Here is a 22,464-nt window from a genome sequence, read left to right as displayed (position 1 = left end):
ATTAATTTTTAAATAAACTGATAGTTTAATCGGCAGATTTAACTGATTTGTACATAAATGAGAAATGCATGAGTTATTTTGGGACAGATGGTATCCGCGGGAAATTTGGTGAGTTACCTATTACACCAGATTTTGCTTTAAAACTTGGCTTTGCTGCGGGGAAAGTATTAAAACAGCAAAATATTAACCATAAACCTGTGGTGGTATTGGGGAAAGATACCCGTTTATCAGGGTATATTTTAGAGGCTGCATTACAAGCCGGATTGAATGCAGCAGGGGTGTATGTCCATTTACTCGGTCCATTACCAACGCCTGCGATTGCACATTTAACTCGTGCACTCCATGCAGATGCAGGCATTGTTATTTCTGCATCACATAATCCTTATTTTGATAATGGCATTAAATTCTTCTCATCAGAAGGTAAGAAACTGCCTGACGAATTACAAAATCAAATTAATGCTGAATTAGAGCATGACATTGTGATTGAAGATTCAGCACAGCTTGGCAAAAGCGTACGTGTAAAAGATGCCAATGGCCGCTATATCGAATTTTGTAAATCAAGTTTCCCATACCATTTTAATTTACGTAATTTGACCATTGTTGTGGACTGTGCTCATGGTGCAGCATATAACGTTGGACCAGCCGTATTTAGAGAGCTTGGTGCCAAAGTGATTGCCATTCACAATGAGCCCAATGGTTTAAATATTAATAAAGAATGTGGCTCAACACATCCTGAATCACTACAGCAAGCTGTGGTTGAACATGGTGCAGATTTAGGTGTCGCCTTTGATGGTGATGCTGACCGTGTAGTCATGGTCGATCGTTCAGGTCGTTTGGTTGATGGCGACCATATTTTATATATTCTTGCTACACAAGCGCGAAAACAACCGGCAGGAATTGTTGGTACAGTCATGAGTAATATGGCGCTTGAAGTGGCTTTACAACATGCCAATATCCCATTTGTTCGTGCCCAAGTGGGGGATCGTTATGTTTTACAACAATTAGTAGAGCAAAAATGGGCAATTGGTGGTGAACCATCAGGCCATATTTTAACTCTAGACAAAAGCACCACAGGTGATGCCATTATTGCAACCTTGCAAGTGCTTGCTGTCATGATTTATCAAAATAAAGCACTGCATGAATTGATTGCAGATTTTAAATTATTTCCACAGGTGTTGATCAACATTCGTTTGAAGCAAATGATTGATCCATATACTGTGCCTGAACTGGTCACATTGTTTGAACAAGCAGAGCAACAATTAAAAGGTCGCGGACGAATTTTAATTCGTAAATCAGGCACAGAACCATTACTTCGTGTCATGGTAGAAGGCGATCAAGAGCAAGAAGTCAATCAGCTTGCAGAACAGCTTGCTGAAGCCATTCGTCATTATTCTAATCAGGTCAATCCATGAAAGATATTATCAAAGATTTAAGTGAATTGCGTTTGAGTTATGAACAAGGTGAACTGCTTGAAACTCAAGTGGCAGCAGATCCACATGATCAGTTTACATTGTGGTTTAATCATGCTTTAGCATCTGATTTACATGAACCTTATGCCATGTATTTAGCAACAGCAGATGCAGAAGGGCATCCACATGTGAGAACGGTGTTACTGCGCGGTGCAACGACAGCAGGCTATGACTTTTATACCAACTATGACAGCCAAAAAGGCTTAGATTTAGCCGCCAATGCGCAGGCTGAAATTTTATTTTATTGGCCAAGTTTAGAACGCCAAATTCGAATTCATGGACAAGTCAGTAAAATTAGTGAACAAGAAGCAACAGCTTATTACCATAAACGTCCAAGAGAAAGTCAGCTTGCTGCACATATTAGTACCCCACAAAGTGGTGTAGTTGCAAATCGTGCAGAATTAGAAGCACGTTTTCAGGCATTATCTAATGATATGGCAAGTCAAGATTTAATTGAAAAACCTGAATTTTGGGGCGGCTATCGCATAGAAGCAACATCATATGAGTTTTGGCAAGGGCGACCAAACCGTTTACATGACCGTTTAAGCTACATTAAAAAAGATGACCAATGGTTATTGCAACGATTGATGCCATAAATGTCAGCACCTCATATACAACAGCGTCCACAATTCACACACCCTGAAGCTTTTTTGGGGGTGCCGCAAGTTATGGCCAATATTTTGGCACGCCGTTCGGTGTCTTCTATAGCGGATTTAGAGCTTAAATTAAAGCGTCTATTACAGCCAACGCTAAAAGGGTTAGATGAAGCGGTTGCGCTCATCGATCATGCCATTGATCAGCATGAAAAAATTGTCATTGTGGGTGATTACGATGCTGATGGTGCAACAAGTACAGCGCTGATGATCTTGGCATTACGTGCTTTAGGTGCAGACGTTGACTATGTTGTACCGGACCGTTTTAAATATGGTTATGGGCTCACAGCAAAGATTTCTGATTTGGTGCAATCGTTATATCAGCCACAATTGCTCATTACAGTAGATAATGGAATTTCGAGCCATGAAGGGGTGCAGCAAGCACAGCACTATGGCATGAAAGTGGTGATTACAGACCACCATTTAACCACAAAAGCTGCACCTACAGCAGAAGCTGTGGTTAATCCCAATCAGCTAGGCTGTCCTTTTGAAAGCAAAGCATTGGCAGGCGTGGGTGTGGCTTTTTATGTGCTCGCTTATTTAATGTCTTATCGAAAGAAGCAAAATAAGTCGGTTGTTGCCATGACACAATATTTAGATTTGGTGGCATTAGGCACATATGCTGATGTGGCGGCACTTGACCATAACAATCGAATTTTGATTCAGGCTGGTGTATCATTAATCCAAAAACGTCAATGTCGACCTGGTATTTTAGCGCTAATGGACGTAGCTGGCCGTGAACCTGCGAGTATGCAAGCATCAGATTTAGGCTTTATTTTGGGTCCTCGATTAAATGCGGCAGGTCGTATGGACAGCATGCAAGTGGGGATTGAATGCCTGTTGGCAGAAGAAAACCAAGTGGCCTATTCTTATGCCATGCAGTTGCAAGCATTTAATGTGGCACGTCGCCGTGTTGAAACTGAAATTAAAGAGGATGCTTTAAATTATTTAAATCAGATCGAGATTGATCAAGCCAATTTACCTGCAGCATTGGTCTTGTATGAGCCACATTGGCATCAAGGTGTAATTGGCATTGTAGCAGGGCGTTTAAAAGAACAGTTTCACCGTCCAAGCATTGTTTTCGCACCGGATGAAGATGGTATACATATTAAAGGTTCAGCACGTTCTGTTGAAGGCATACATGTTCGTGACTTAATTGAAAATGTGGCAGAGCAATACCCGCATTTAGTCCGTTTTTTTGGTGGGCATGCAGCAGCGGCAGGGTTGAGTCTAGTTAAAGAAAATTTTGCAGAATTCAAACGCGTATTTGAAGAAAAAGTTGCAGCGTTAGACCCAACATTATTACAAGCGGTGATTTGGACAGATGGTGCATTGCCTGCAAGTGACATCCATTTAAACACAGTGAACATGATTGCCGACTATGGCCCATGGGGACAACGTTTTCCACGCCCTGTATTTGATGATGTGTTTTTAATTGCTCAAGTGCGTTGGTTGAAAGACATACACCTGAAGCTGACTTTGCAACTACCCACAGGACAGACAGTGGATGCGATTGCATTTAATGCAAAAGACCGCTTTGAATTTGCTGAACAAAAACCTAAAGTCCATTTGGTTTATGAGCTTGATAAAAATGAGTTTAATGGCCGAATCGCGATTCAATTAAAAGTGATATATTTAAAATCAGTTTAAAAAAAACCGTGTCAGTGGACACGGTTTTTTTAAATCAGCTTCAATTAGAAACGGTATGATGCACCTACAGTATAGGTATTATAGTCATCACCAAAGCCAACACGGCCATCAACACTTAAATTTGGTTGAATGAACTTTTTCGCTTTTAAACCCCATTGATCTTGATCAATTGATTTATCTTTGGTGTAGTCTGCACCAACACTGAATGTTTTATCGATGTAATAATCACCGCCAACATAGTATTGTTTGTTTTCATCACTGCCAAACACACCACGTGCTTCTAAGTTCACATCATGTGTACCCAATTGCGTGATTAATTTTGCACGTAATGTTGGGTCTGCGCCATCACCACCATTTTTGGTGTCATAGCCTTGTACACCGACTGCAACCAATAAACCTGGTGCAGGTAAATAACCTACTTCTGCATTATAAAGCGTTGTTTTTTGGTCGATGTTTGCGCGTTTTACTTCATATTCATTACGTGCAACACCTGCACCTACATAAAATTCTGAGTTTGGAATGTAGTATTCACCTGCAATTCCATAAGTCGAATTTTTTGTACCGCTGTTATCGCCGTAGTTTGCCTTACCACTTACATTGCTGGCCTTATCTAAGAAAGCAGCTTCTGCCAATGGTGAATTACGAATTTGTACTGGGTTAAAGTAGTATGTGCCATTCACACCAAATTGGCTTACACCACTGCCATTGTCAGGATCTAAATAGCTATAGCCTCCACCAACTTCAGCTTGATAAGCGTTTGCTGTTCCTGTGATGGCTAGACCCGCAAAAAGTGCAGTTGCAAGAAGCGTTTTTTTCATGGTTACTTTACTCCAAGAGTAGGCATTAAATTTTTTGTTACAAGTTGAAGTTTAAGTTAAACCGTAAAGTGGTCAATGGCTGTCAGGTAAATAAAATCTTAAAGTTTCATTAAATATTCTATTTTTGATTGTAAATATTTGATTTAAAAAATAAAAAATTATTGTTTTCTTTTATTAACTATGTGTATGAACTGTCTATTTCATGTAATTAATTGATTTTTTGACTAAAAATATTGAGTGATTTCTTGAGGAAAATGAATGATCAGCAAGTTTAAAACAGGGCTTTGAGCCAAGCTGGTATATGTTAAAATAGTGATTCAATATTGAGTAAGTGAGAATTACGTGGAAATTAACCCGTATTTAAATCAATTAAAAGACTTATCCGACCGTAGTCAAATATTACGGGGGTATCTTTGACTATGATCTGAAAAAGGAGCGTTTGGAAGAAGTCTTACGTGAATTAGAAGATCCCACCATCTGGAATGACCAAAAACGAGCTCAAAACATGGCCAAAGAAAAAGGCGAGCTTGAAAATGTGTTAAATGTTTTAGATGGTTTAGCAGAACAGTTAGATGATGCAAAAGCCATGCTTGATTTGGCTGTTGAAGCTGATGATGAAAGCCTATTAACTGATGTTCAAAGTGAGTTAGATGCGGCAGAGACTGCTTTAGCACAGCTTGAATTTAGACGGATGTTTAACAATCCGATGGATCCAAATGCATGCTTTTTGGATATTCAATCAGGCTCGGGCGGTACAGAAGCACAAGACTGGGCATCGATGTTACTTCGAATGTATATGCGTTGGATTGAGCGTCATGGCTTTAAAGCTGAGTTGATGGAAGTGTCTGATGGTGATGTTGCAGGGATTAAATCGGCAACACTACGAGTCGAAGGCGAATTTGCTTTTGGTTGGTTAAGAACAGAAACGGGCGTTCACCGTTTAGTCCGTAAATCACCATTTGACAGTGGTAACCGTCGTCATACATCGTTTAGTGCAGTGTTTGTATCACCTGAAGTCGATGACAACATCGAAATTGATATCAATCCTGCAGATGTTCGTACAGATACTTATCGTGCATCTGGTGCAGGCGGTCAGCACATCAACAAAACGGATTCTGCAGTACGTCTAACCCATACCCCAACCGGTACAGTGGTTGCTTGTCAAAACGAGCGTTCACAACATGCCAACCGTGACCGTGCATGGAAGCTTCTGCGTGCAAAATTGTATGAGTTAGAAATGCAAAAACGCAATGATGCTGCACAAGCATTAGAAGATTCTAAATCAGATATTGGGTGGGGCAGCCAAATTCGATCTTATGTCCTTGATGACTCGCGTATTAAAGACTTAAGAACAGGTATTGAAAACTCAAATACCACTGCTGTATTAGATGGTGATTTAGATAAATTTATTGAAGCCAGTTTAAAACAAGGCCTTTAAGGTCTTGTGCTGAAACATGATGCTGTGTAGTGTTTTTGTGAGATAAATATACATATCATGAATCAGCATAACCACGATGCTTAGATTCAGTTAGTATGAAATGACTAGCTGAATCAGCTGATGTCTCGTGATCAAAAAATAAATGGGTTTGGGGATGATCCATTTTATACATCTACAATATGATGAGCGAAGATAAAAATAACAATTGGTTCGGTACATTCTTCAAACACAAGCTGTAAAACACCATGTAAATCATATAAATTGTAAGAAATGGAGAAGAATATGGCTGAGTTGAACTCACCGTTTAAAGCGGGTGATCTTGAATTTAAAAATCGCTTGGTTTTGGCACCGTTAACGCGTGCACGCAGTAACCCAGAACGCATTCCAACAGATTTAAGCGTGGAATATTATAAACAACGTGCTAATGCGGGATTAATTTTAACCGAAGCAACTGTCATTGGTCATGATGCTGTGGGATATGAAAATACACCCGGGCTATGGAACCAAGAGCAAGCCCATGCTTGGAAAAAAATAACAGATGCTGTTCATGAGCAAGGTTCAACGATTGTTAGCCAATTGTGGCATGTTGGGCGCATTTCACATCCAGATTTATTAAATGGCGAAACGCCTGTGGCACCAAGTGCCATTCAACCTCAAGGGCGTGTTAGCTTATTGCGTCCTAAACGTGCTTATGTAGAGCCACGAGCGCTGAGCGTTGATGAAATTAAAGCCATTGTTGCTGAGTTTAAGCAGGCTGCAGAGCTTGCAAAACTCGCAGGTTTTGATGGGGTAGAGCTACATGCGGCCAATGGTTATTTGATTGATCAATTCTTACATTCAGGGACCAATACCCGAACAGATGAATATGGTGGTTCAGTTGAAAACCGTGCACGTTTACTGCTTGAAGTAACTGATGTATTTATTGAGGTGTGGGGCGCAGGCCGAGTTGGTGTACACATCTCGCCACGTGGTGACCAACATGATGTAAGCGATGCTAATCCATTCGAAACATTTAGCTATGTGGTTAAACAACTAAATCAGCGTCATATTTCATTCATTTTTTCACGTGAGCATCAGGCTGAAGATAGCATTGGTCCAAAACTACGTGAGCAATTTAGTGGTGCTTGGATTGCCAATGAAAACTTAACTGCTGATAGCGCAAAACAAATTTTACGTGATGGTCAGGCCGATGCGGTTGCTTTCGGACGCTTATTTATTGCTAATCCTGACTTATTAACACGTTTAGAGCAAAATTTACCGCTCAATGAACTTGATGCAAACACATTATATCCATCTGATGCACCGCCAGAGAAAGGTTATACAGATTACCCAAAAATATAATTACTTTTTTTAATAAATGCCTCTGTCCCAGAGGCATTTTTCATAGAACAGTAAAGAAACTGTTACATGATAAGCACTTAAATTGTCATAACAACAATTGAGGCAAAGTATGCTTAAAAAAGTGTTATTGGGTTTAAGTGCGGTTTCTATGTTTGTTTGTGCAGGTGAAACTTTTGCACACCAAGTGAAAAAAAATCACGCCACCCAAGAAAATAAACAAGACGGAGTTTTAGTCATTGCCCACCGTGGTGCAAGCGCATTGCGCCCGGAACATACATTGGCATCTTATCAAAAAGCAATTGAAGATGGTGCTGATATTATTGAGCCAGACTTGGTCTCAACAAAAGACGGTGTATTAATTGCTCGTCATGAAAATGAAATTGGTGGTACATCAAATGTGAGTGCGTTGCCTATTTTTGCTCAGCGTAAAACCACAAAAGTCATTGATGGACACACATTAGAAGGTTGGTTTACAGAAGATTTTACAGCAAAAGAAATCAGACAGTTAAAAGCCAGAGAGCGTATTCCAAATATTCGTCCTGCCAATACAACGTTTAATGATTTATATGGTATTCCAACCCTTGATCAGATTATTCGTTTAGCAGAAAGACATTACAGAAAAACAGGCCGTGTCATTGGTTTATACATTGAAACCAAACACCCAACTTATTTTGCATCGCAAGGTTTGGCAATGGAAGACCGCCTATTAAAAACGCTTGCAAAATATAAATATACGCGTGACATTGCACCTGTATATTTACAGTCTTTTGAAGTAACCAACTTAAAGTACTTAAAAGACCGTACTAAAAAATATGGTATTCAACATGCAAAAATTATTCAATTGTATGATGATCCTGCCATTCGTCCTGCTGATTTTGTGAAGCAAGATGTCGCGACCACATATGCAGACTTAGCAACAGCAAATGGTTTAAAGCAAGTTGCGACATATGCAGATGGCGTTGGTCCTAGCAAAGGCTATATCTTTAATCAAGCAACACAGCAGCCAACCACTTATGTGGCTGATGCGCATCAAGCTGGGTTAAAAGTACATCCATATACATTTAGACCAGAAAATAATTTCTTACCAGAAAACTTAAAATGTAGTGCTGTTGCAGATCAGCGTTGCCCAACAGGTTCAATTAAAGAAATTCAGCAATACATCAAGCTTGGTATTGATGGCTTCTTTACAGATGATTCAAAACTTGGCCGTGAAGCGATTGCGACCATTAAATAAGTGATCATCTTGGTTTTTGAATAAAGCGAGCACGGTGCTCGCTTTATTTTTTAGTAACACCTAAATAAATTGGCTTGAATCGAGCATGTGTAAAGTAATTTTTTTGACCTCATCACGGCTTTGTTGAATATGTGATACCAATGCATTTAAAGCGGCCTCGGTATTATGCTCAAATATATAATTTAATATGGTTTGATGCTCAAGATAGGTGGCCTCAATACGGTGTTGTTTAGAAAAGTCTAAGCGCCGTATAATACGCATTTTCTCACTGAGTTCTTTATGAATTCGCGCCATTTCTTGGTTTGCAGCAGCTCGAACCAAAGCACAATGAAAGGCCTCATCTTGCTTAGAAAGTGTTTTAATGTCTTTTAAATAGTGTTCAGGCGCAATACACCATTGTTCTTTTAAAACCTCTAGTTCAATACTTGCTTGGCTAGGGTTTGCACATAGCGTTTCTACAGCCACTTTTTCTAAAATAGTGCGTACATCATACAGTTCTTCATAGTAGCGAAAATTCAGCGGCTTGATTTGCCACCCTCGACGAAAGCCGACTTCAACATAACCTTCTTGCTGTAAACGATATAAAGCTTGGCGTATCGGTGTTCGACTTACCTGATAATGTTCACACATTTCAGACTCGGTAAATCGCTCACCTGGGGCTAACTTAAAATCAAAAATATCAGCTTTTAATTGTTGATATACCAATTCAGATAAATTTTCAGCGCGATGTGTAGTTGCTGTCGTTTTTTTCATGACTTATTCCATATAAACAAGTGGTTCGCCACCATGAACAGTTTGTCCTGTACGACACATTACTGCTTTAACGATGCCTTTTTTAGGCGCATAAACAGGCAGTTCCATTTTCATGGCTTCAATGACGGCAATCGGCTCATCTTGCTGAATAATCTGACCTGCTTCAACTAAAATTTTCCAAACATTTCCCGTCATCGATGCATTGATGGCCGTATATTGGCTAAAATCTTGCGATGAATGATCTTCAGCGAGCGTATATTCAGCAGGCGCAGGTTGCTCTTTCCAATGTGAGACTTCTCGTTCAAAAGCAGCTTGTTGTTGGTCTTTAAACGCTTGGATACTTTCAGCTTCATTTTCTAAAAAAGTACAGTATTTTGCATAATCAAACTCTGTGCTTTCGATTTTAATTTCAGCTAAACCATGTGCAAAATCTTCACGCCATTGCTCTAACTCAGTTTCTGTGACTTCAAAATATTTAATTTGATCAAAAAAGCGTAAAAACCACTCTTGATCACTAAATTGGCTATTCTTTTTAAATCTGCTCCAAATCGGCAGTGTACGCCCAACCAATTGATAACCACCTGGTGAGTCCATGCCATAAATACACATATACATTCCACCAATGCCTACGGTACCTTCTGCAGTAAAAGTACGTGCAGGACTGTATTTAGAGCTGAGTAGGCGATGTCTTGGGTCAATTGGCACAGCACAAGGGGCTGTTAAATAAACATCACCTAAACCCAAGATGAGATATTTTGCATCAAACAAGATTTTTTTCACTTGATTTCGATGTTCTAAGCCATTGATGCGTTGAATGAAATCGACATTATTTGGAAGCCAAGGTGCAGTGGCACAAACACTGTCTTGATAGCGTTGAACAGCGTTTAATGTTGCACTGTCTTCAAATGCCATGGGCAAATGAATAATCCGAGATGGCACTTTAATTTGGCTTAAATCACCCATATTGTGTTCAATAGCGATCAATTGATAAATTAATTCTTGCTGCGGAATAATTAAACCATCATATTTAATTTGGAGTGATCTGACGCCCGGAGAAAGCTCTAACACGCCTTTAATTTTTAGGTGTTGTATTGATTGAATCAGTTGATGAACTCGTAAGCGCAGCGAGAGGTCTAAGACATTATCACCATATTCTAGGAGAATATAACGGTCTCCTGCTTGGCGATAAACAATTTTAGGTGAAATTTCAGTGGATTCAATTTGTATTAATATTGCTGATGTTGGCTCAGCGTGAGTCATTATCGGCTGCTGCACAGGCTGCACAGGCTGCACAGGCTGCACTAAATGCTCAATAGTATGTTTTTGTTGTTTTTCTAATTCATTGGCTTCAGCAATGTTTAGTGGATAAAAAGTGATTTGATCATCTGCTTTTAACTGTCCAATTTTCCATAACTCAGCATGTGCAATAGTAACAGGGCAAACAAAACCTCCCAAGCTTGGTCCATCTTTGGCAATAATAACAGGAAAATCACCTGTGAAATTAATGGCACCAATGGCATATTCACAGTCATGGACATTGGATGGATGTAATCCTGCTTCGCCACCATTTTCGCGTGCCCAGTTTGGTGTCGGTCCAAGTAATCGAACACCTAAACGATTAGAGTTAAAATGCACTGTCCACTGTGTGTCAAAAAATGTCTTGATATATTCTTCTGTGAAAAAATCAGGTGCGCCATGTGGTCCATATACCACGCCAATGTTCCATTGATTGCTATAGTGAGGAACTGCATCTTGCGCTAAAGCTTGGGGCAAAGTAGATGCAGTTTGCACATGATCAGATGCTTGTAAAGGATCTACCATTTTAATGGTGTCTCCGATACGAAGTGTACGACCTGCATGTCCACCAAAATGCCCCAAAGCAAATGTTGAACGGCTATTTAAATATAAAGGCACATCTAAGCCATGTCGTACTGCCATATAAGTACGGCAGCCTGAGGTAACATAACCTAAACTAAGCTGCTGACCTGCTTGAATATCAATCGGTTGCCAAAAATGAACGGGTTCTCCATCGAGTAGTGCATCAGATGGTGCACCTGTTAAGGCAATCACAGTATCTGCATGAAATTTAAATGTCGGTCCATGTAGGGTGAATTCAAAGCCTGCTGCTGTTTCATGATTGCCTACAATACGGTTGGCAAGCTGAAATGCAAAGTCGTCCATTGGGCCAGATGGTGGAACGCCAATATCCCAATATCCGATACGTCCAGGGTAATCTTGAATAGAACTTGCTGTACCTGCGTCAAGCACTTCAATGACATGTGGGCAAAATGAAAAATCATCTAACATGCGTGTCCAAATTTGCATGGCATGGAAGCGTTGATCAGCAATAATTTTACGTGCATAGTCAAGATTGGTACTGATACCATTGAGTCGAATCTTGCTCAAAGCATGTTGTAATTGAGCGATCGCTTCTTGTCGTGTTGGAGCATGAATGATGACTTTGGCAATCATGGGGTCAAAGTACTGTGAAATTTCAGTTCCTGTGCTTACCCACGTGTCTACTCGAATATTAGGTGGGAAATATACATCGGTTAATATGCCAGGGCTCGGCTTAAACTGCTGTACAGGATCTTCAGCGTAAATTCTGACTTCAATGGCTGTACCGTTAGGTTGAAGGGCTGATAATGCTTGCCAATCTAATCGATCATTGGCGGCAATGCGCAACATGCACTCAACTAAATCTAATCCGGTCACCATTTCTGTAATCGGATGTTCAACTTGTAAACGTGTGTTGACCTCTAAAAAATAAAACTCATCACGGACAGCATCATAAATAAATTCGACAGTGCCAGCACTGCGATACTGAACCGATTCACCCAATTGAATCGCAGCTTGATGGAGCTTTTTTTGAGTCGCCTGTGGTAGTTGAGCAGCAGGGGTTTCTTCTATAATTTTTTGGTTACGTCGTTGCAAAGTGCAGTCACGCTCGCCTAATGCGACCACAGTGCCTTGACCATCACCTAATATTTGCACTTCTACATGGCGTGCTTGATCGATAAAGCGTTCTAAAAATACACCTGAATCTTTGAAAAACTGTTCTCCAAGCCGTTTTACACTGTCATAGGCATCAATCAGTTCTTGTTCTGAATTACAACGAGTTAAACCAATACCACCGCCGCCAGCGGTACTTTTGAGCATAACGGGATAGCCAATTTCTTCAGCTGATGAAATTGCATCTGCTAAATTGGTTAACAGTCCTGTACCTGGTGTCATCGGGACATTTGCACAAGCTGCAAGTTCTCGTGCTCGATGTTTTAGACCAAATTCAACAATTTGTGTCGCTGTAGGACCGATAAATACAATATTATTTTCTTCACAGACATGTGCAAATTCAGCACTTTCAGATAAAAAACCATAGCCTGGAAAAATTGCCTCGGCACCTGTATCTAATGCAATTTGAATCAGTTTTTCAATATTTAAATACGTTTCAGCGGGTTTAGTACCATCTAAAGAAATAGCCACGTCTGCATCTAAAACATGCTGTGCATAACGGTCAGATGATGAATACACAGCGACACTTTGAATGCCTAATTTTTTCAGCGTGCGAATAGCCCTAACCGCAATTTCACCACGGTTTGCAATAAGAACAGTATGAAACATAGCGAATCCCTTTGATCAGTTTCAGTTGATGCAATATGTTATGCAGTATGCGACGCATGAAGATGCTGAATATAAGCACGCCAACCGCCAAAATGGCTGATATCTTCAGCATGTTGTAACCCATAAGGTTCACAAATAAATCCTTTAACCCAGCGTCCATCTGTAAGTTCAATGTTACCTATGCCAAGCGGTGTTGGGATTTCAGCAACAAATTCTCCAAATCTTGCAAGAGGTATATCCCAAAGTTCGACAATAATCTGTTGTCCATTGATTTCATCTCGTGCTAATCCTGGTTTGGGCGGTGTTGTGCCTTTTAACGCATATAAACTATAAGCCTGAGAGGTCTGAGTTGTTTCAACCAATACCGCTTGTCTCTCGGTCAGTTGAGCGTTTAATGGCATTCCTGTTAAATGTGCACCCACCACAGCAATCCGGACATGATGCTTAGATGGTGGTGATATTGTTGGTTGTTTCTTTAGCGGTTGGTGTGTTGCACCTAAAGTTAAATTCAAATGGTTTTGCCAGTATTTGCCAAAATGTACTAAAGCCTGATCATGCCATGCATTGGCAATTAATGTAATGCCATGTGGTAGGCCATCCTCCCTAAACCCAGCAGGCAATGCGAGTGCACTCAAATCCGCCAAATTGGTGAAATTGGTATAAGTACCGAAATGCGAGTTGTATTGAATCGGATCTTTTTTAATTTGTTCGATGGTGTAAATGGTCGGGGAAGTTGGTAAAAACAGGGCATCAACTTCAGCCAAAATAGATTGAATTTGACGTGCTAAATCTTGTTTTAAGTATTCAGCTTGATAGGCATCAACTGCGCTGTATTGATGTCCTTGTTGTACAATTTGACGCACAGTTGGGTCAAAATCTGCATGGTGTTCAGTTAAATAGGGCGTTAGTGCAGCAGTACGTTCAGCAACCCAAGCACTTTGGTAAAGTTGTAATGCCAGCGTTTTAAAAGGTGTAAAATCTATTTCTTTGATAGATACATCAAGTGATTTTAACTTGGCAACAGCAGTTTGGAATGCCTGTTTTGCTTGATGATCACCAAAAAACTCTAAATGGCTTGGAATGGCAAAAACAGGCTGCTTAGAAAATTGTGCAGGTGCAGTATTCGGATGGTGACGAGAATAACTGTCTTGTTCATCATAGCCTTCTGCTAAGTTGGCAACATATTCAGCATCTTTAACCGTCAGTGCAAAAATGGAAATACAGTCTAGACTTTTACAAGCAGGCAATAATCCATTATTTGAAAAACGACCTTTGGTCGGCTTTAAACCAACAATATTATTAAAGCCAGCAGGAATTCGTCCAGAACCTGCTGTATCTGTACCTAAGGAAAAAGGAACAAGTCCACGTGCAACGACACTTGCTGAACCTGAGCTTGAACCGCCGCTGACGTAATCTGCATCAAAGGTGTTGTGTACCGCACCATAAGGTGAACGTGTTCCGACCAAGCCTGTCGCAAACTGATCTAAGTTGGTTTTACCAACCACAATAGCGCCTGCTTGTTTGAGCCGTTGTATTAGTGTGGCATCTTTTGAGGCTTTTGTTGTAAGTGCCTGACAAGCTGCTGTTGATACAAAATCAGCTACATCAATATTGTCCTTGACTGCAAAAGGAATACCATACAATGGAAATTCATCAGATGATGATGCATCAAGGATGGCATTTTGTAGTTGCTCTATTTGATCTTGGATGTGTTGACGAGATGCAATTGAAATCCATGCGGGATCATTTGGATCAAATTGTTCCACAAAACGAATTAAATCTTCTATTTTTATGTCTAAATTTTGATAAGCGACTTGCCAATCACGAATTGTCCATCCACAGGTTTTTTTAATATCCATTTTAAAATCCCATCTTGTATACAAGTTGATGCTTAAAAATAAGCATAAAATATGCCAAGAGTAAAATCAACGTTGTTTACAAGACGAGGATCATATAAAGAAGTTATTTTTCCATGGTTTTACATAATGAACAAATAACACCACGGTGTTTAACTGAGTGCATGACATCAGGTCTTTCATAATCTTGATCACAGGATAAACAGGTATAGACTGTGGCCACAGGTGATCCGTCTTGGTCAAATCGAGGTTCATCAATGCCATCATCTGTGTGCTGAATATAATATTTTCCTTGGGTAATTAATCCAAGAATAGGAGTTAAAATAAATCCTGTGACCAATGCAATAAGTGGTGAGTAAGAAGATAAAAAACTGCCTAAAAAGCCAAAGAAGGCAAGAAGTGATAAACCTGCTGCCGTAAAAAAAGCAATTAAACCCACAGGGTTATAGTCATATAGCATTTCCCGGCGATATTCAGGTTGTTTCGGAGATAGTTTGAGTAGATATTTATTTATAGCGATATCTGTAGCCACCACCACAACCCACGAAATTGCAAAGTTTGAATAAAAACCAAGAATCTTACCCAAAACAGCAAACATGTTGCCTTCCATAAGCAACAAAGCAATGGCGAGATTAAATAAAACAAAGATAATACGACCAGGATACTTTTTGGTGATTCGTGTATAAGCACTGGTCCAAGCAAGTGAACCTGAATAGGCATTTGTGACATTAATTTTAATTTGTGAAATAACCACCAAGATGACAGCCAAAGACAAAGCCAACCAGCCTGGCACCATGTCGTGAAAAGCAGCATTAAATTGTTGTACTGGTTCTGCTGAATCAACGCCTGGAAGTTTAGTCAGTAAATAAAAGCCCAAAAAAGCGCCAATCATTTGCTTGATTGCACCAAGAATGACCCAACCTGGACCTGCAGAAATAACAGCAATCCACCATGAAGTGCTATTTTCTTTAGTTTTTGCGGGCATGAAACGTAAATAATCAATTTGCTCACCAATTTGCATGATCAGCGATAAACAAATGCCCGCACCGAGCATAATGGCAGCAAGATCACCGACAGGATAGCCTGATTGACCATGAAATGTGACAAATGATTGAACCAAATCAGGCTCTTGGTAAATCAAATATGCGACTGGACCAATCATTAAAATTAACCAAATAGGGGTAGTCCAAACCTGTAATTGGGTTAAAGCTTTCATGCCATAGATAACTAACGGAATGACCATGAATGTCGAAATCATATAACCGAGCCATAATGGAATATTTAAGCCCAATAATAGTCCTTGCGCCATGATCGAACCTTCAAGGGCAAAAAATATAAAGGTGAAACTTGCAAAAATAATGCTTGTGATAACTGAGCCAAAATATCCAAAACCTGCGCCGCGAGTGATCAAATCTAAATCAATATTATATCGTGCTGCATAATAAGACAGTGGAATACCAGTAATAAAAATAATGAGTGCTGCAAATAAAATTGAATAAAAAGCATTGGTTGTGCCATAAGTCATTCCAATACTGGCACCAATGGAAAAATCAGCTAAATAGGCAATTCCACCAAGTGCAGTAATGGCAACAACTTTTGGACTCCATCGCCGAAAACTGTATGGTGCATAACGTAAAGTGTAATCTTCTAATGTTTCGTGAGCTGATTGATCCGTTGGTTTTTCACGGTCAATGACATGCGTTGAATGAGAGTTTTGCATTTCATATGCTCCTGTCCTTAGTTTTATTTATTAAATGCATATGATATGTAGCAAGCCTTGTGCCAATATTTATTGAATGAATAATCCAATTTTGCAATTTTAATATGAAAAATTTAATTAAATTAGTTGGTTAAATTGAGGTGAATTAAAATGTGTAATTTTATTAAGGAAATTTAGATAATAAATTTTTTGATATTCATTAATGTATATGTTGTAAAAATTTTAGATATTTGATGATTTTAAATAAGAGTAATAGAGGATAACTTAATATACAGATAGGTCTATATTATAATATGAGTAATAAGTTAAGTTGATGACTCAGTTTAATAGTTAATCTCTTAATTCATCTATTTTAATTTTATTTTTGATAAATCACTGATTTATTATAAATATTAAATAAAATGAATAAATAGGTATGAAAATATACCTATTTATTAAGTAATAATATTTTTTGATTTAAATATATTTAAATCAATTTATTTACTCTTTGATGATTGGGTATGCATCCAACGGTTATTTTGTCTAAAGTTATAATTAGACTCTTTATCTCTTTGAATTTGAATGTCTTTAACACAGTCAGCAAGTTTATTACTGTTGGTGTAACCAAAATTTAAACACTTCTGTTTATCCATCTGAATTTGTTGTTGTTCAGATACACAGCCAGACAATAATAATAAAAAAACAGGCAATACAAAAATACAGTGCTTTATCATGTTTATGTTCCATATATTGATAATTAGAAATAGATTCCTCTATAGGGTCGGGATTTTATAATTAAGTTTATTGTGTGACAATGTTCACTTATTATATAATTAGTTTAATAATTGTATATTTTAAGATTTATTATTATGAGCTATTCACACTTGATATATTGAAGTGTTAAATGATTTAAAGCTAATATTTTATTTTAATGGTGATGGCTGAGCCATATACATTGCAACGGGATAATTAAATTAATTACTGAAATTAAATAATAAAGTGAATGCTTAAATAAAACACGGAGAGAAAGCATAATGTTCAAGCAACTCGTCATGAGTATGGTTTATGCGGTGAGTTTACATACCTTTGCAGCATTACCTATTCCGAAAGACGCTAAAATTGAAGTGATTACCGATCAAGCAAAATGGAGCGAAGGACCAGCAATTTTACAAGGTGGAACAATTATTTGGAGCGATATTGAAAATAACAGAGTATTACAGTGGAATGATCAAACAGGTGTTAAAACGTGGTTATTTCCAGCACAATTTCATAATGGTCATGCTATTGATCATCAAGGCCGTGTGGTTGCAGCATCGCATGGTAAACGAGCCATTGAGCGCCTAGAGGCAGATGGAACGTGGAATATTCTTGTCGATTTATATGGAGATAAAAAACTAAATAGTCCAAATGATTTAATTATTGATCGAGATGGAGATATTTGGTTTACCGACCCAACCTTTGGTATTCAAAAAGACAATGAAGGTTATGGTGGTAATGCTGTGGTGGGTGGTGAATTCAGTTATCGTTTTTCTCCAAAATCTAAGCAACTGATTCGACTAAATACACCAGAGGTTAAAACACCAAATGGAATTGCCTTTAGCCCTAATCAGAAAAAACTGTATTTGACTGATTCACAGATTGCGCATGATCAAAACAATAAGCAATTGAATCATCATGTATTTGTCTATGACATTGATGACAATAAACAGACGCAACATGGTCGAATGTTTGCACGAATTGATACAGGTATACCAGATGGCTTAGCTGTCGATGATAAAGGCAATATTTGGGTGACGGGTGGTGAATATATTCATGTTTTCACTGAAGCAGGAAAATTATTAGGTCAACTCAAATTTCCAACCCCTGTTGCTAACATGGTATTTACCACCTTAAAAAATGGAAGCAAAGTGGTTTATATCACAGGTGGTACATCGCTTTATCGTTTAGCCGTTGATGTGAGCGCAGCTAACTAATCATTTTATGAGTTATTCAAAATATCATTAATTAATTTGAGGATAGGTATTTTCTTTATCAAAAATTTAAAATTTTAGTAAAGAAATTATTTTTAATTTAAATATTGCACTATTAAATGAATAACCAGTAAAAGACAGGTTTTTATGAATCATCATATTTGTGGATATACAGACTATAATTTTGATTGTGTGATTAAGTTTGGTGGTAGTTTATTAATTGATGCTGAAAAAATGCATCATGCCATACAAGCGTTAGAAATTTGCCGGTTAAACGGTAAAAAGCTTTTAGTTATTCCTGGAGGTGGTCCAACAGATAAAGCAATTGAAAAAATAGATCAAAAATATACTTTATCTGCAGAAACACATCATGCAGCTTGTGCGCGAGCTCAAGATCAGACCGGTTTGATGATTTGTGATCCTATTTTTAGCAAATATTTACGACCATGTACTACATTGGCAGAAGCTCGATTTATATCTGATCAACATTTAATACCTGTTTTACTACCATCACAGATTATTTTTACCATGGATCCTTTTCAAAAAACTTGGGATATCACTTCTGATGGTATAGCTGTTTGGTTTTCATGGGTTATACAGAGCCCAATTACAATGGTTTTAACCAATGTAGATGGAATATTTCCAATAAATTCTGATTTTGCACAAGCCAAACCCTTACAAAGTATTTCTGCTCAAGAGTTAATCACATTTGGTCATACGGCTGTTGATCGATGTGTTCCTGAGTTTATTTTAAAAAGAGGAGGCAAGGTTTGGGTTGGAAATGGTATGTACTCAGATCGTTTATATAAAGCACTGATAGGCGAAGAGACTATTGGTACATTTATAATTTAATATGATACACCATTCAAAATGTGTTTTGATAAACGACCTGAATACATTAAACAGGTCGTTTATCAACAAAGTTATTTTGCCCATAACGAGCCTATAGGTGCTGCATGTGCACGGTCTTGCGCTTGTTGATAAAAGCGAAAGAACATAAACGCGGTACATAGCGCAAGCACATTAAGCCAAATGTTGGTGCTAGAGATGATGAACGAGGTGATTGGCATTAGAACCAAACTGACTGAAATGGCTGCCAATAAATGCGGCAATGCTTTTGCATAGCCAACCATGAATGTATAAGCTGTACACAAAAGGAAAAAAGCATAATAACTATAAAGGAAGAAGTGATTTATGCTTGTGATATGAACGACTGAATAAAACCAACAACTTATCAATAATGTTCCTGTAATTGCAAAAATACAGCCTAAACACATGCCAATGGTTAAATTCGCAAAAAAAGTGACATCTTTACGTTGAACAGGAATCGGGTCATGTGCAAATTTTTGCTTTTTAGCACGGCTTTCAATCCAAAGAATGTTGCCTGAATAAAATAAAAAAGCACCGCCTATACCAAAAATAAAATAAATCCAACGTACCACATCACCACCATAGCTACCAAAATGTAGACTAAACATCGCATTGACCAAGGTATTGCCTGCATCTGTTTGCGTGCTAATACCACTGTAATTGATCTTTTCAATGTGGTATGGGTTCATGCGTACAAAATCATTTGATGCCCCACGCAACATTTGATCGCTGCTATATAAAGCAATACGTGCTGCCGCTTTTTGCGGCTGATCTAAATTACTAAATTCAATGTAGTCCACAGTGTATTCAGGTGCTACTTTTTGAGTTTTGAGCAATATTTGCTGAATATCGAGCGTGGTTGATGGAAAATGAGGTTGCTCTTGTTTGGGTCGGTTAAAAGCAGGTTTTCCTTTCATCGCAAGCTGATTAATTGAATCATAAAAAAAATCATGAAATGCAAAAACAATGACAGAAATACAAATAATGATATGAAACGGTAAGCTTGTGATTCCAACCACATTATGGGTGTCTAACCAAAAACGTTTTTTATTTTTTCCGGGACGAACCGCAAAATAGTCTTTGACCAATGTAGGAAGTAATAAAATGAGACCGGTCATTAAGGCTAAAAAATATAATATGGCAACCACACCCATCACATAAACGCCTAAGCCATGGCGGCCAACCATGCCAGGAATACCCGCCGTTTCATGCAATTGTTCGATTAACCAACCTGCTTTGGATAAATTAACTTGTTGTGTCATGAGCTGACCTTGCGAATCTAAGCTTGCAAGCCATGTCTGTTGTGCAAGATTAAAGCCTTGACGATGTTCAGATTCTTTCCAAATTAATGGGGCATATTGATGTTCAAGAGAATGAATGTTTAATAAAAAAGACTGTCGGGTAGCAGGATATTTTTCCTGAACTTGTTGGATAAGTTGGCTATATTGCTCAGGTTGGATAGCAGGTAAAACTTGCTGTTGTGGCGTCGACCATTGACTAATTTGATGTTGAAACATACTTAACCCACCTGCAAAAAAGCAGATGAACAATAAAATACCTGCACTTACACCCACCCAAGTATGCATACTTTTTGCGAGTTTCATGAGATCAGAGCGAATTTTCATGCTTTATCCTCGTAAAAAGAACAGGCAGCTATAGGCCACGGTATTGGCAAGTGCCATGTAGATAAACGCAGTTTTACCGGTATAAAATAGATAGCTGATAAAAAAGAGGGGCATCCACAACCATGCAATACTCCACATGCCAATCTGTACCATCAGACCAACCGCAAAAAAGTGTTTACCAATCACCACAATTAAATTGCCCAAAGCAATCGCTAAACTTAAACCTAAAATTGCCCCAACACATGACTTTGACCACCAATCAGGTTGAATTGTTTTCGCAGCATTTTTTTTCATGGATTCAGCCTGCGTTTCAAGAGTTTAATGAATGGAATATGTGACCAAACCAAAATCATTAACGTAATCCAAATGAAGCAAGCAACCACTTTAGGTAAGCTGATGAGGAGGACAATCAGTGCAACCAATAAAATCTCTATTCCCAATAATTTAAATATTTGCGGAAGAGGTACGATGAATAAATTCTGATTTTTATGGCTGCAATAGATGCTCAATGTCCCTATGAGCGTGAGTAATATTCCAAGCATTTTCATATGAATGATAAATTATAATCATTGTTTATTTGTTGAAGAGTATATATAATTGATAATCATTATCAAGTAAATAATTTATATTTTTAAGCTTAAATAAAAGTGATCACTAGAAAATAATTTAAACTATAAATATATAATTTTATTTAACAATTTATTTTATTAGCATTTTTTAATGAATCATTATTTATATTTTAATTCACGTTTAATTCAGCACGTATTTAAACAAGCGGAAAAATTAAATTTAGGCAAGGATTGGATCTGCTATCAATTGGATTTAAACCATATTGATCTTGAGTTGTTCAAATCTCTTAAGCCTCCACAATATATGCAGCATGCTGTTGCTCAGCGGCAATTAGAATTTTATAGCGGAAGGATTTTAACTCAGGCGATATTGGCACATCATTTTAATTTTTATCAACCAATTACATCGTGTGTACAGCGTTTACCCCAATGGATTTCACCTATTTTAGGCAGTATTAGTCACTCCAAGCAGCAAGTTGTGGTCATGGTCTCTTGCCAAGTCAATTATATTGGCATGGATATAGAGCATTGGGTGAGCGAGGAGTTATTAACAGATGGACAGCATTTAATTTTAAATCAGCAAGATTTAAATATATGGCAAAAAGCACAATCATATTTTAGCTTTCAGCAATTTCTTACTCTTGTGTTTTCTATGAAAGAAAGTTTATATAAAGCTGTTTATCCACAAGTTCAGCATTATATTGATTTTTTAGATGCATCTTTATTTGAAATATCATTCGCAGAGCAGCGGGTTAAATTAAAATTCTCAGATCACATACAGAAAAAGTATCAACTGCTTGATGAGTATGATGGCTATTGGCAAGTCGCTCCAAACCACATAATGACTTGGGTTTCTCAATTGAAATAAAGGCATTTAGATGGGGGAGGTCAGAAGAAA

General features: G+C 38.2%; 17 protein-coding genes. 9 read left to right on the top strand and 8 right to left on the bottom strand.

Features of this window, described 5'->3' with window-relative positions:
* Positions 1-68: 68 nt before the first annotated feature.
* The 3 genes from glmM to recJ are packed head-to-tail and all read left to right on the top strand — an operon-like array spanning position 69 to position 3,772.
* Positions 69-1,412 carry a phosphoglucosamine mutase gene (glmM, locus tag CFY84_RS07505; protein WP_088823603.1) on the top strand — a complete coding sequence of 448 codons (1,344 nt, stop codon included), beginning with the start codon at positions 69-71 and terminating at the stop codon, positions 1,410-1,412.
* Entirely contained in the window at positions 1,409-2,065 is a 657-nt protein-coding gene (pdxH, locus tag CFY84_RS07500) for a pyridoxamine 5'-phosphate oxidase (protein ID WP_088823602.1), read from the top strand. The genes glmM and pdxH overlap by 4 nt, the downstream gene beginning before the upstream one ends.
* Positions 2,066-3,772: a single-stranded-DNA-specific exonuclease RecJ gene (gene recJ, locus CFY84_RS07495; RefSeq protein ID WP_088823601.1), complete on the top strand. Its 1,707-nt coding sequence runs from the start codon at positions 2,066-2,068 to the stop codon at positions 3,770-3,772.
* A 44-nt stretch (positions 3,773-3,816) separates the two neighbouring features.
* On the opposite strand, the gene CFY84_RS07490 is transcribed toward recJ, so the two are convergent.
* Positions 3,817-4,590: a putative porin gene (locus tag CFY84_RS07490; protein WP_088823600.1), complete on the bottom strand. Its 774-nt coding sequence runs from the start codon at positions 4,588-4,590 to the stop codon at positions 3,817-3,819.
* Between the two features lie 342 nt (positions 4,591-4,932).
* On the opposite strand from CFY84_RS07490, the gene prfB reads away from it, so the two are divergent.
* From prfB to CFY84_RS07475, 3 genes are all read left to right on the top strand, one after another.
* Positions 4,933-6,028, top strand: a protein-coding gene (gene prfB / locus CFY84_RS07485; RefSeq protein WP_143218774.1) for a peptide chain release factor 2 whose coding sequence is annotated in 2 segments (ribosomal slippage) — positions 4,933-5,004 and positions 5,006-6,028 — 1,095 coding nt in all. Because the reading frame shifts where the segments join, the coding sequence is not laid out codon by codon here.
* Positions 6,029-6,310: 282 nt separating this feature from the next.
* Positions 6,311-7,369: an alkene reductase gene (locus CFY84_RS07480; RefSeq protein WP_088823598.1), complete on the top strand. Its 1,059-nt coding sequence runs from the start codon at positions 6,311-6,313 to the stop codon at positions 7,367-7,369.
* 109 nt (positions 7,370-7,478) lie between these two features.
* Complete coding sequence (locus CFY84_RS07475) at positions 7,479-8,603, top strand: glycerophosphodiester phosphodiesterase (protein ID WP_088823597.1); 1,125 nt, start codon at positions 7,479-7,481, stop codon at positions 8,601-8,603.
* Between the two features lie 60 nt (positions 8,604-8,663).
* Here CFY84_RS07475 and CFY84_RS07470 read toward each other — a convergent pair whose 3' ends face one another.
* The 5 genes from CFY84_RS07470 to CFY84_RS07450 form a co-directional block, all read right to left on the bottom strand.
* A complete protein-coding gene (locus tag CFY84_RS07470) occupies positions 8,664-9,356 on the bottom strand; it encodes a GntR family transcriptional regulator (RefSeq protein ID WP_088823596.1) in 693 nt (230 codons plus the stop codon).
* Positions 9,357-9,359: 3 nt separating this feature from the next.
* Positions 9,360-12,977, bottom strand: a complete 3,618-nt coding sequence (gene uca, locus CFY84_RS07465) for an urea carboxylase (protein WP_088823595.1) — start codon at positions 12,975-12,977, stop codon at positions 9,360-9,362.
* Positions 12,978-13,015: 38 nt separating this feature from the next.
* Entirely contained in the window at positions 13,016-14,836 is a 1,821-nt protein-coding gene (gene atzF, locus CFY84_RS07460) for an allophanate hydrolase (protein ID WP_088823594.1), read from the bottom strand.
* Positions 14,837-14,939: 103 nt separating this feature from the next.
* Positions 14,940-16,553 carry a purine-cytosine permease family protein gene (locus CFY84_RS07455; RefSeq protein WP_088823593.1) on the bottom strand — a complete coding sequence of 538 codons (1,614 nt, stop codon included), beginning with the start codon at positions 16,551-16,553 and terminating at the stop codon, positions 14,940-14,942.
* 476 nt (positions 16,554-17,029) lie between these two features.
* The gene (locus CFY84_RS07450; protein WP_088823592.1) at positions 17,030-17,266 is read right to left on the bottom strand and encodes a hypothetical protein; all 237 of its coding nucleotides are present in this window, start codon (positions 17,264-17,266) and stop codon (positions 17,030-17,032) included.
* Between the two features lie 318 nt (positions 17,267-17,584).
* On the opposite strand from CFY84_RS07450, the gene CFY84_RS07445 reads away from it, so the two are divergent.
* Together CFY84_RS07445 and CFY84_RS07440 are read left to right on the top strand one after the other, a co-directional pair.
* A complete protein-coding gene (locus tag CFY84_RS07445; protein ID WP_171289059.1) occupies positions 17,585-18,505 on the top strand; it encodes an SMP-30/gluconolactonase/LRE family protein in 921 nt (306 codons plus the stop codon).
* A gap of 144 nt (positions 18,506-18,649) precedes the next feature.
* Positions 18,650-19,354 (top strand): amino acid kinase family protein, encoded by a 705-nt coding sequence (locus CFY84_RS07440; RefSeq protein ID WP_088823590.1) that lies wholly within the window; start codon positions 18,650-18,652, stop codon positions 19,352-19,354.
* Positions 19,355-19,425: 71 nt separating this feature from the next.
* On the opposite strand, the gene CFY84_RS07435 is transcribed toward CFY84_RS07440, so the two are convergent.
* A complete protein-coding gene (locus CFY84_RS07435; protein ID WP_088823589.1) occupies positions 19,426-20,997 on the bottom strand; it encodes a PepSY-associated TM helix domain-containing protein in 1,572 nt (523 codons plus the stop codon).
* A gap of 3 nt (positions 20,998-21,000) precedes the next feature.
* Complete coding sequence (locus CFY84_RS07430) at positions 21,001-21,291, bottom strand: hypothetical protein (protein ID WP_088823588.1); 291 nt, start codon at positions 21,289-21,291, stop codon at positions 21,001-21,003.
* A gap of 426 nt (positions 21,292-21,717) precedes the next feature.
* On the opposite strand from CFY84_RS07430, the gene CFY84_RS07420 reads away from it, so the two are divergent.
* Positions 21,718-22,434, top strand: coding sequence for a 4'-phosphopantetheinyl transferase family protein (locus tag CFY84_RS07420; RefSeq protein WP_088823586.1), 717 nt, complete (start codon positions 21,718-21,720; stop codon positions 22,432-22,434).
* Positions 22,435-22,464: the final 30 nt, after the last annotated feature.

Origin of the sequence: Acinetobacter apis, assembly GCF_900197575.1 — a bacterium.
Classification (GTDB): domain Bacteria; phylum Pseudomonadota; class Gammaproteobacteria; order Pseudomonadales; family Moraxellaceae; genus Acinetobacter; species Acinetobacter apis.
This window is presented reverse-complemented; position numbering and strand designations above follow the sequence as displayed.

What these genes read in the sequence shown, in the direction of transcription:
- glmM (WP_088823603.1), top strand. Translation starts at nt 69, where the DNA reads ATGAGTTATTTTGGGACAGATGGTATCCGCGGGAAATTTGGTGAGTTA.
- pdxH (WP_088823602.1), top strand. Translation starts at nt 1,409, where the DNA reads ATGAAAGATATTATCAAAGATTTAAGTGAATTGCGTTTGAGTTATGAA.
- recJ (WP_088823601.1), top strand. Translation starts at nt 2,066, where the DNA reads ATGTCAGCACCTCATATACAACAGCGTCCACAATTCACACACCCTGAA.
- CFY84_RS07490 (WP_088823600.1), bottom strand. Translation starts at nt 4,590, where the DNA reads ATGAAAAAAACGCTTCTTGCAACTGCACTTTTTGCGGGTCTAGCCATC.
- CFY84_RS07480 (WP_088823598.1), top strand. Translation starts at nt 6,311, where the DNA reads ATGGCTGAGTTGAACTCACCGTTTAAAGCGGGTGATCTTGAATTTAAA.
- CFY84_RS07475 (WP_088823597.1), top strand. Translation starts at nt 7,479, where the DNA reads ATGCTTAAAAAAGTGTTATTGGGTTTAAGTGCGGTTTCTATGTTTGTT.
- CFY84_RS07470 (WP_088823596.1), bottom strand. Translation starts at nt 9,356, where the DNA reads ATGAAAAAAACGACAGCAACTACACATCGCGCTGAAAATTTATCTGAA.
- uca (WP_088823595.1), bottom strand. Translation starts at nt 12,977, where the DNA reads ATGTTTCATACTGTTCTTATTGCAAACCGTGGTGAAATTGCGGTTAGG.
- atzF (WP_088823594.1), bottom strand. Translation starts at nt 14,836, where the DNA reads ATGGATATTAAAAAAACCTGTGGATGGACAATTCGTGATTGGCAAGTC.
- CFY84_RS07455 (WP_088823593.1), bottom strand. Translation starts at nt 16,553, where the DNA reads ATGCAAAACTCTCATTCAACGCATGTCATTGACCGTGAAAAACCAACG.
- CFY84_RS07450 (WP_088823592.1), bottom strand. Translation starts at nt 17,266, where the DNA reads ATGATAAAGCACTGTATTTTTGTATTGCCTGTTTTTTTATTATTATTG.
- CFY84_RS07445 (WP_171289059.1), top strand. Translation starts at nt 17,585, where the DNA reads ATGAGTATGGTTTATGCGGTGAGTTTACATACCTTTGCAGCATTACCT.
- CFY84_RS07440 (WP_088823590.1), top strand. Translation starts at nt 18,650, where the DNA reads ATGAATCATCATATTTGTGGATATACAGACTATAATTTTGATTGTGTG.
- CFY84_RS07435 (WP_088823589.1), bottom strand. Translation starts at nt 20,997, where the DNA reads ATGAAAATTCGCTCTGATCTCATGAAACTCGCAAAAAGTATGCATACT.
- CFY84_RS07430 (WP_088823588.1), bottom strand. Translation starts at nt 21,291, where the DNA reads ATGAAAAAAAATGCTGCGAAAACAATTCAACCTGATTGGTGGTCAAAG.
- CFY84_RS07420 (WP_088823586.1), top strand. Translation starts at nt 21,718, where the DNA reads ATGAATCATTATTTATATTTTAATTCACGTTTAATTCAGCACGTATTT.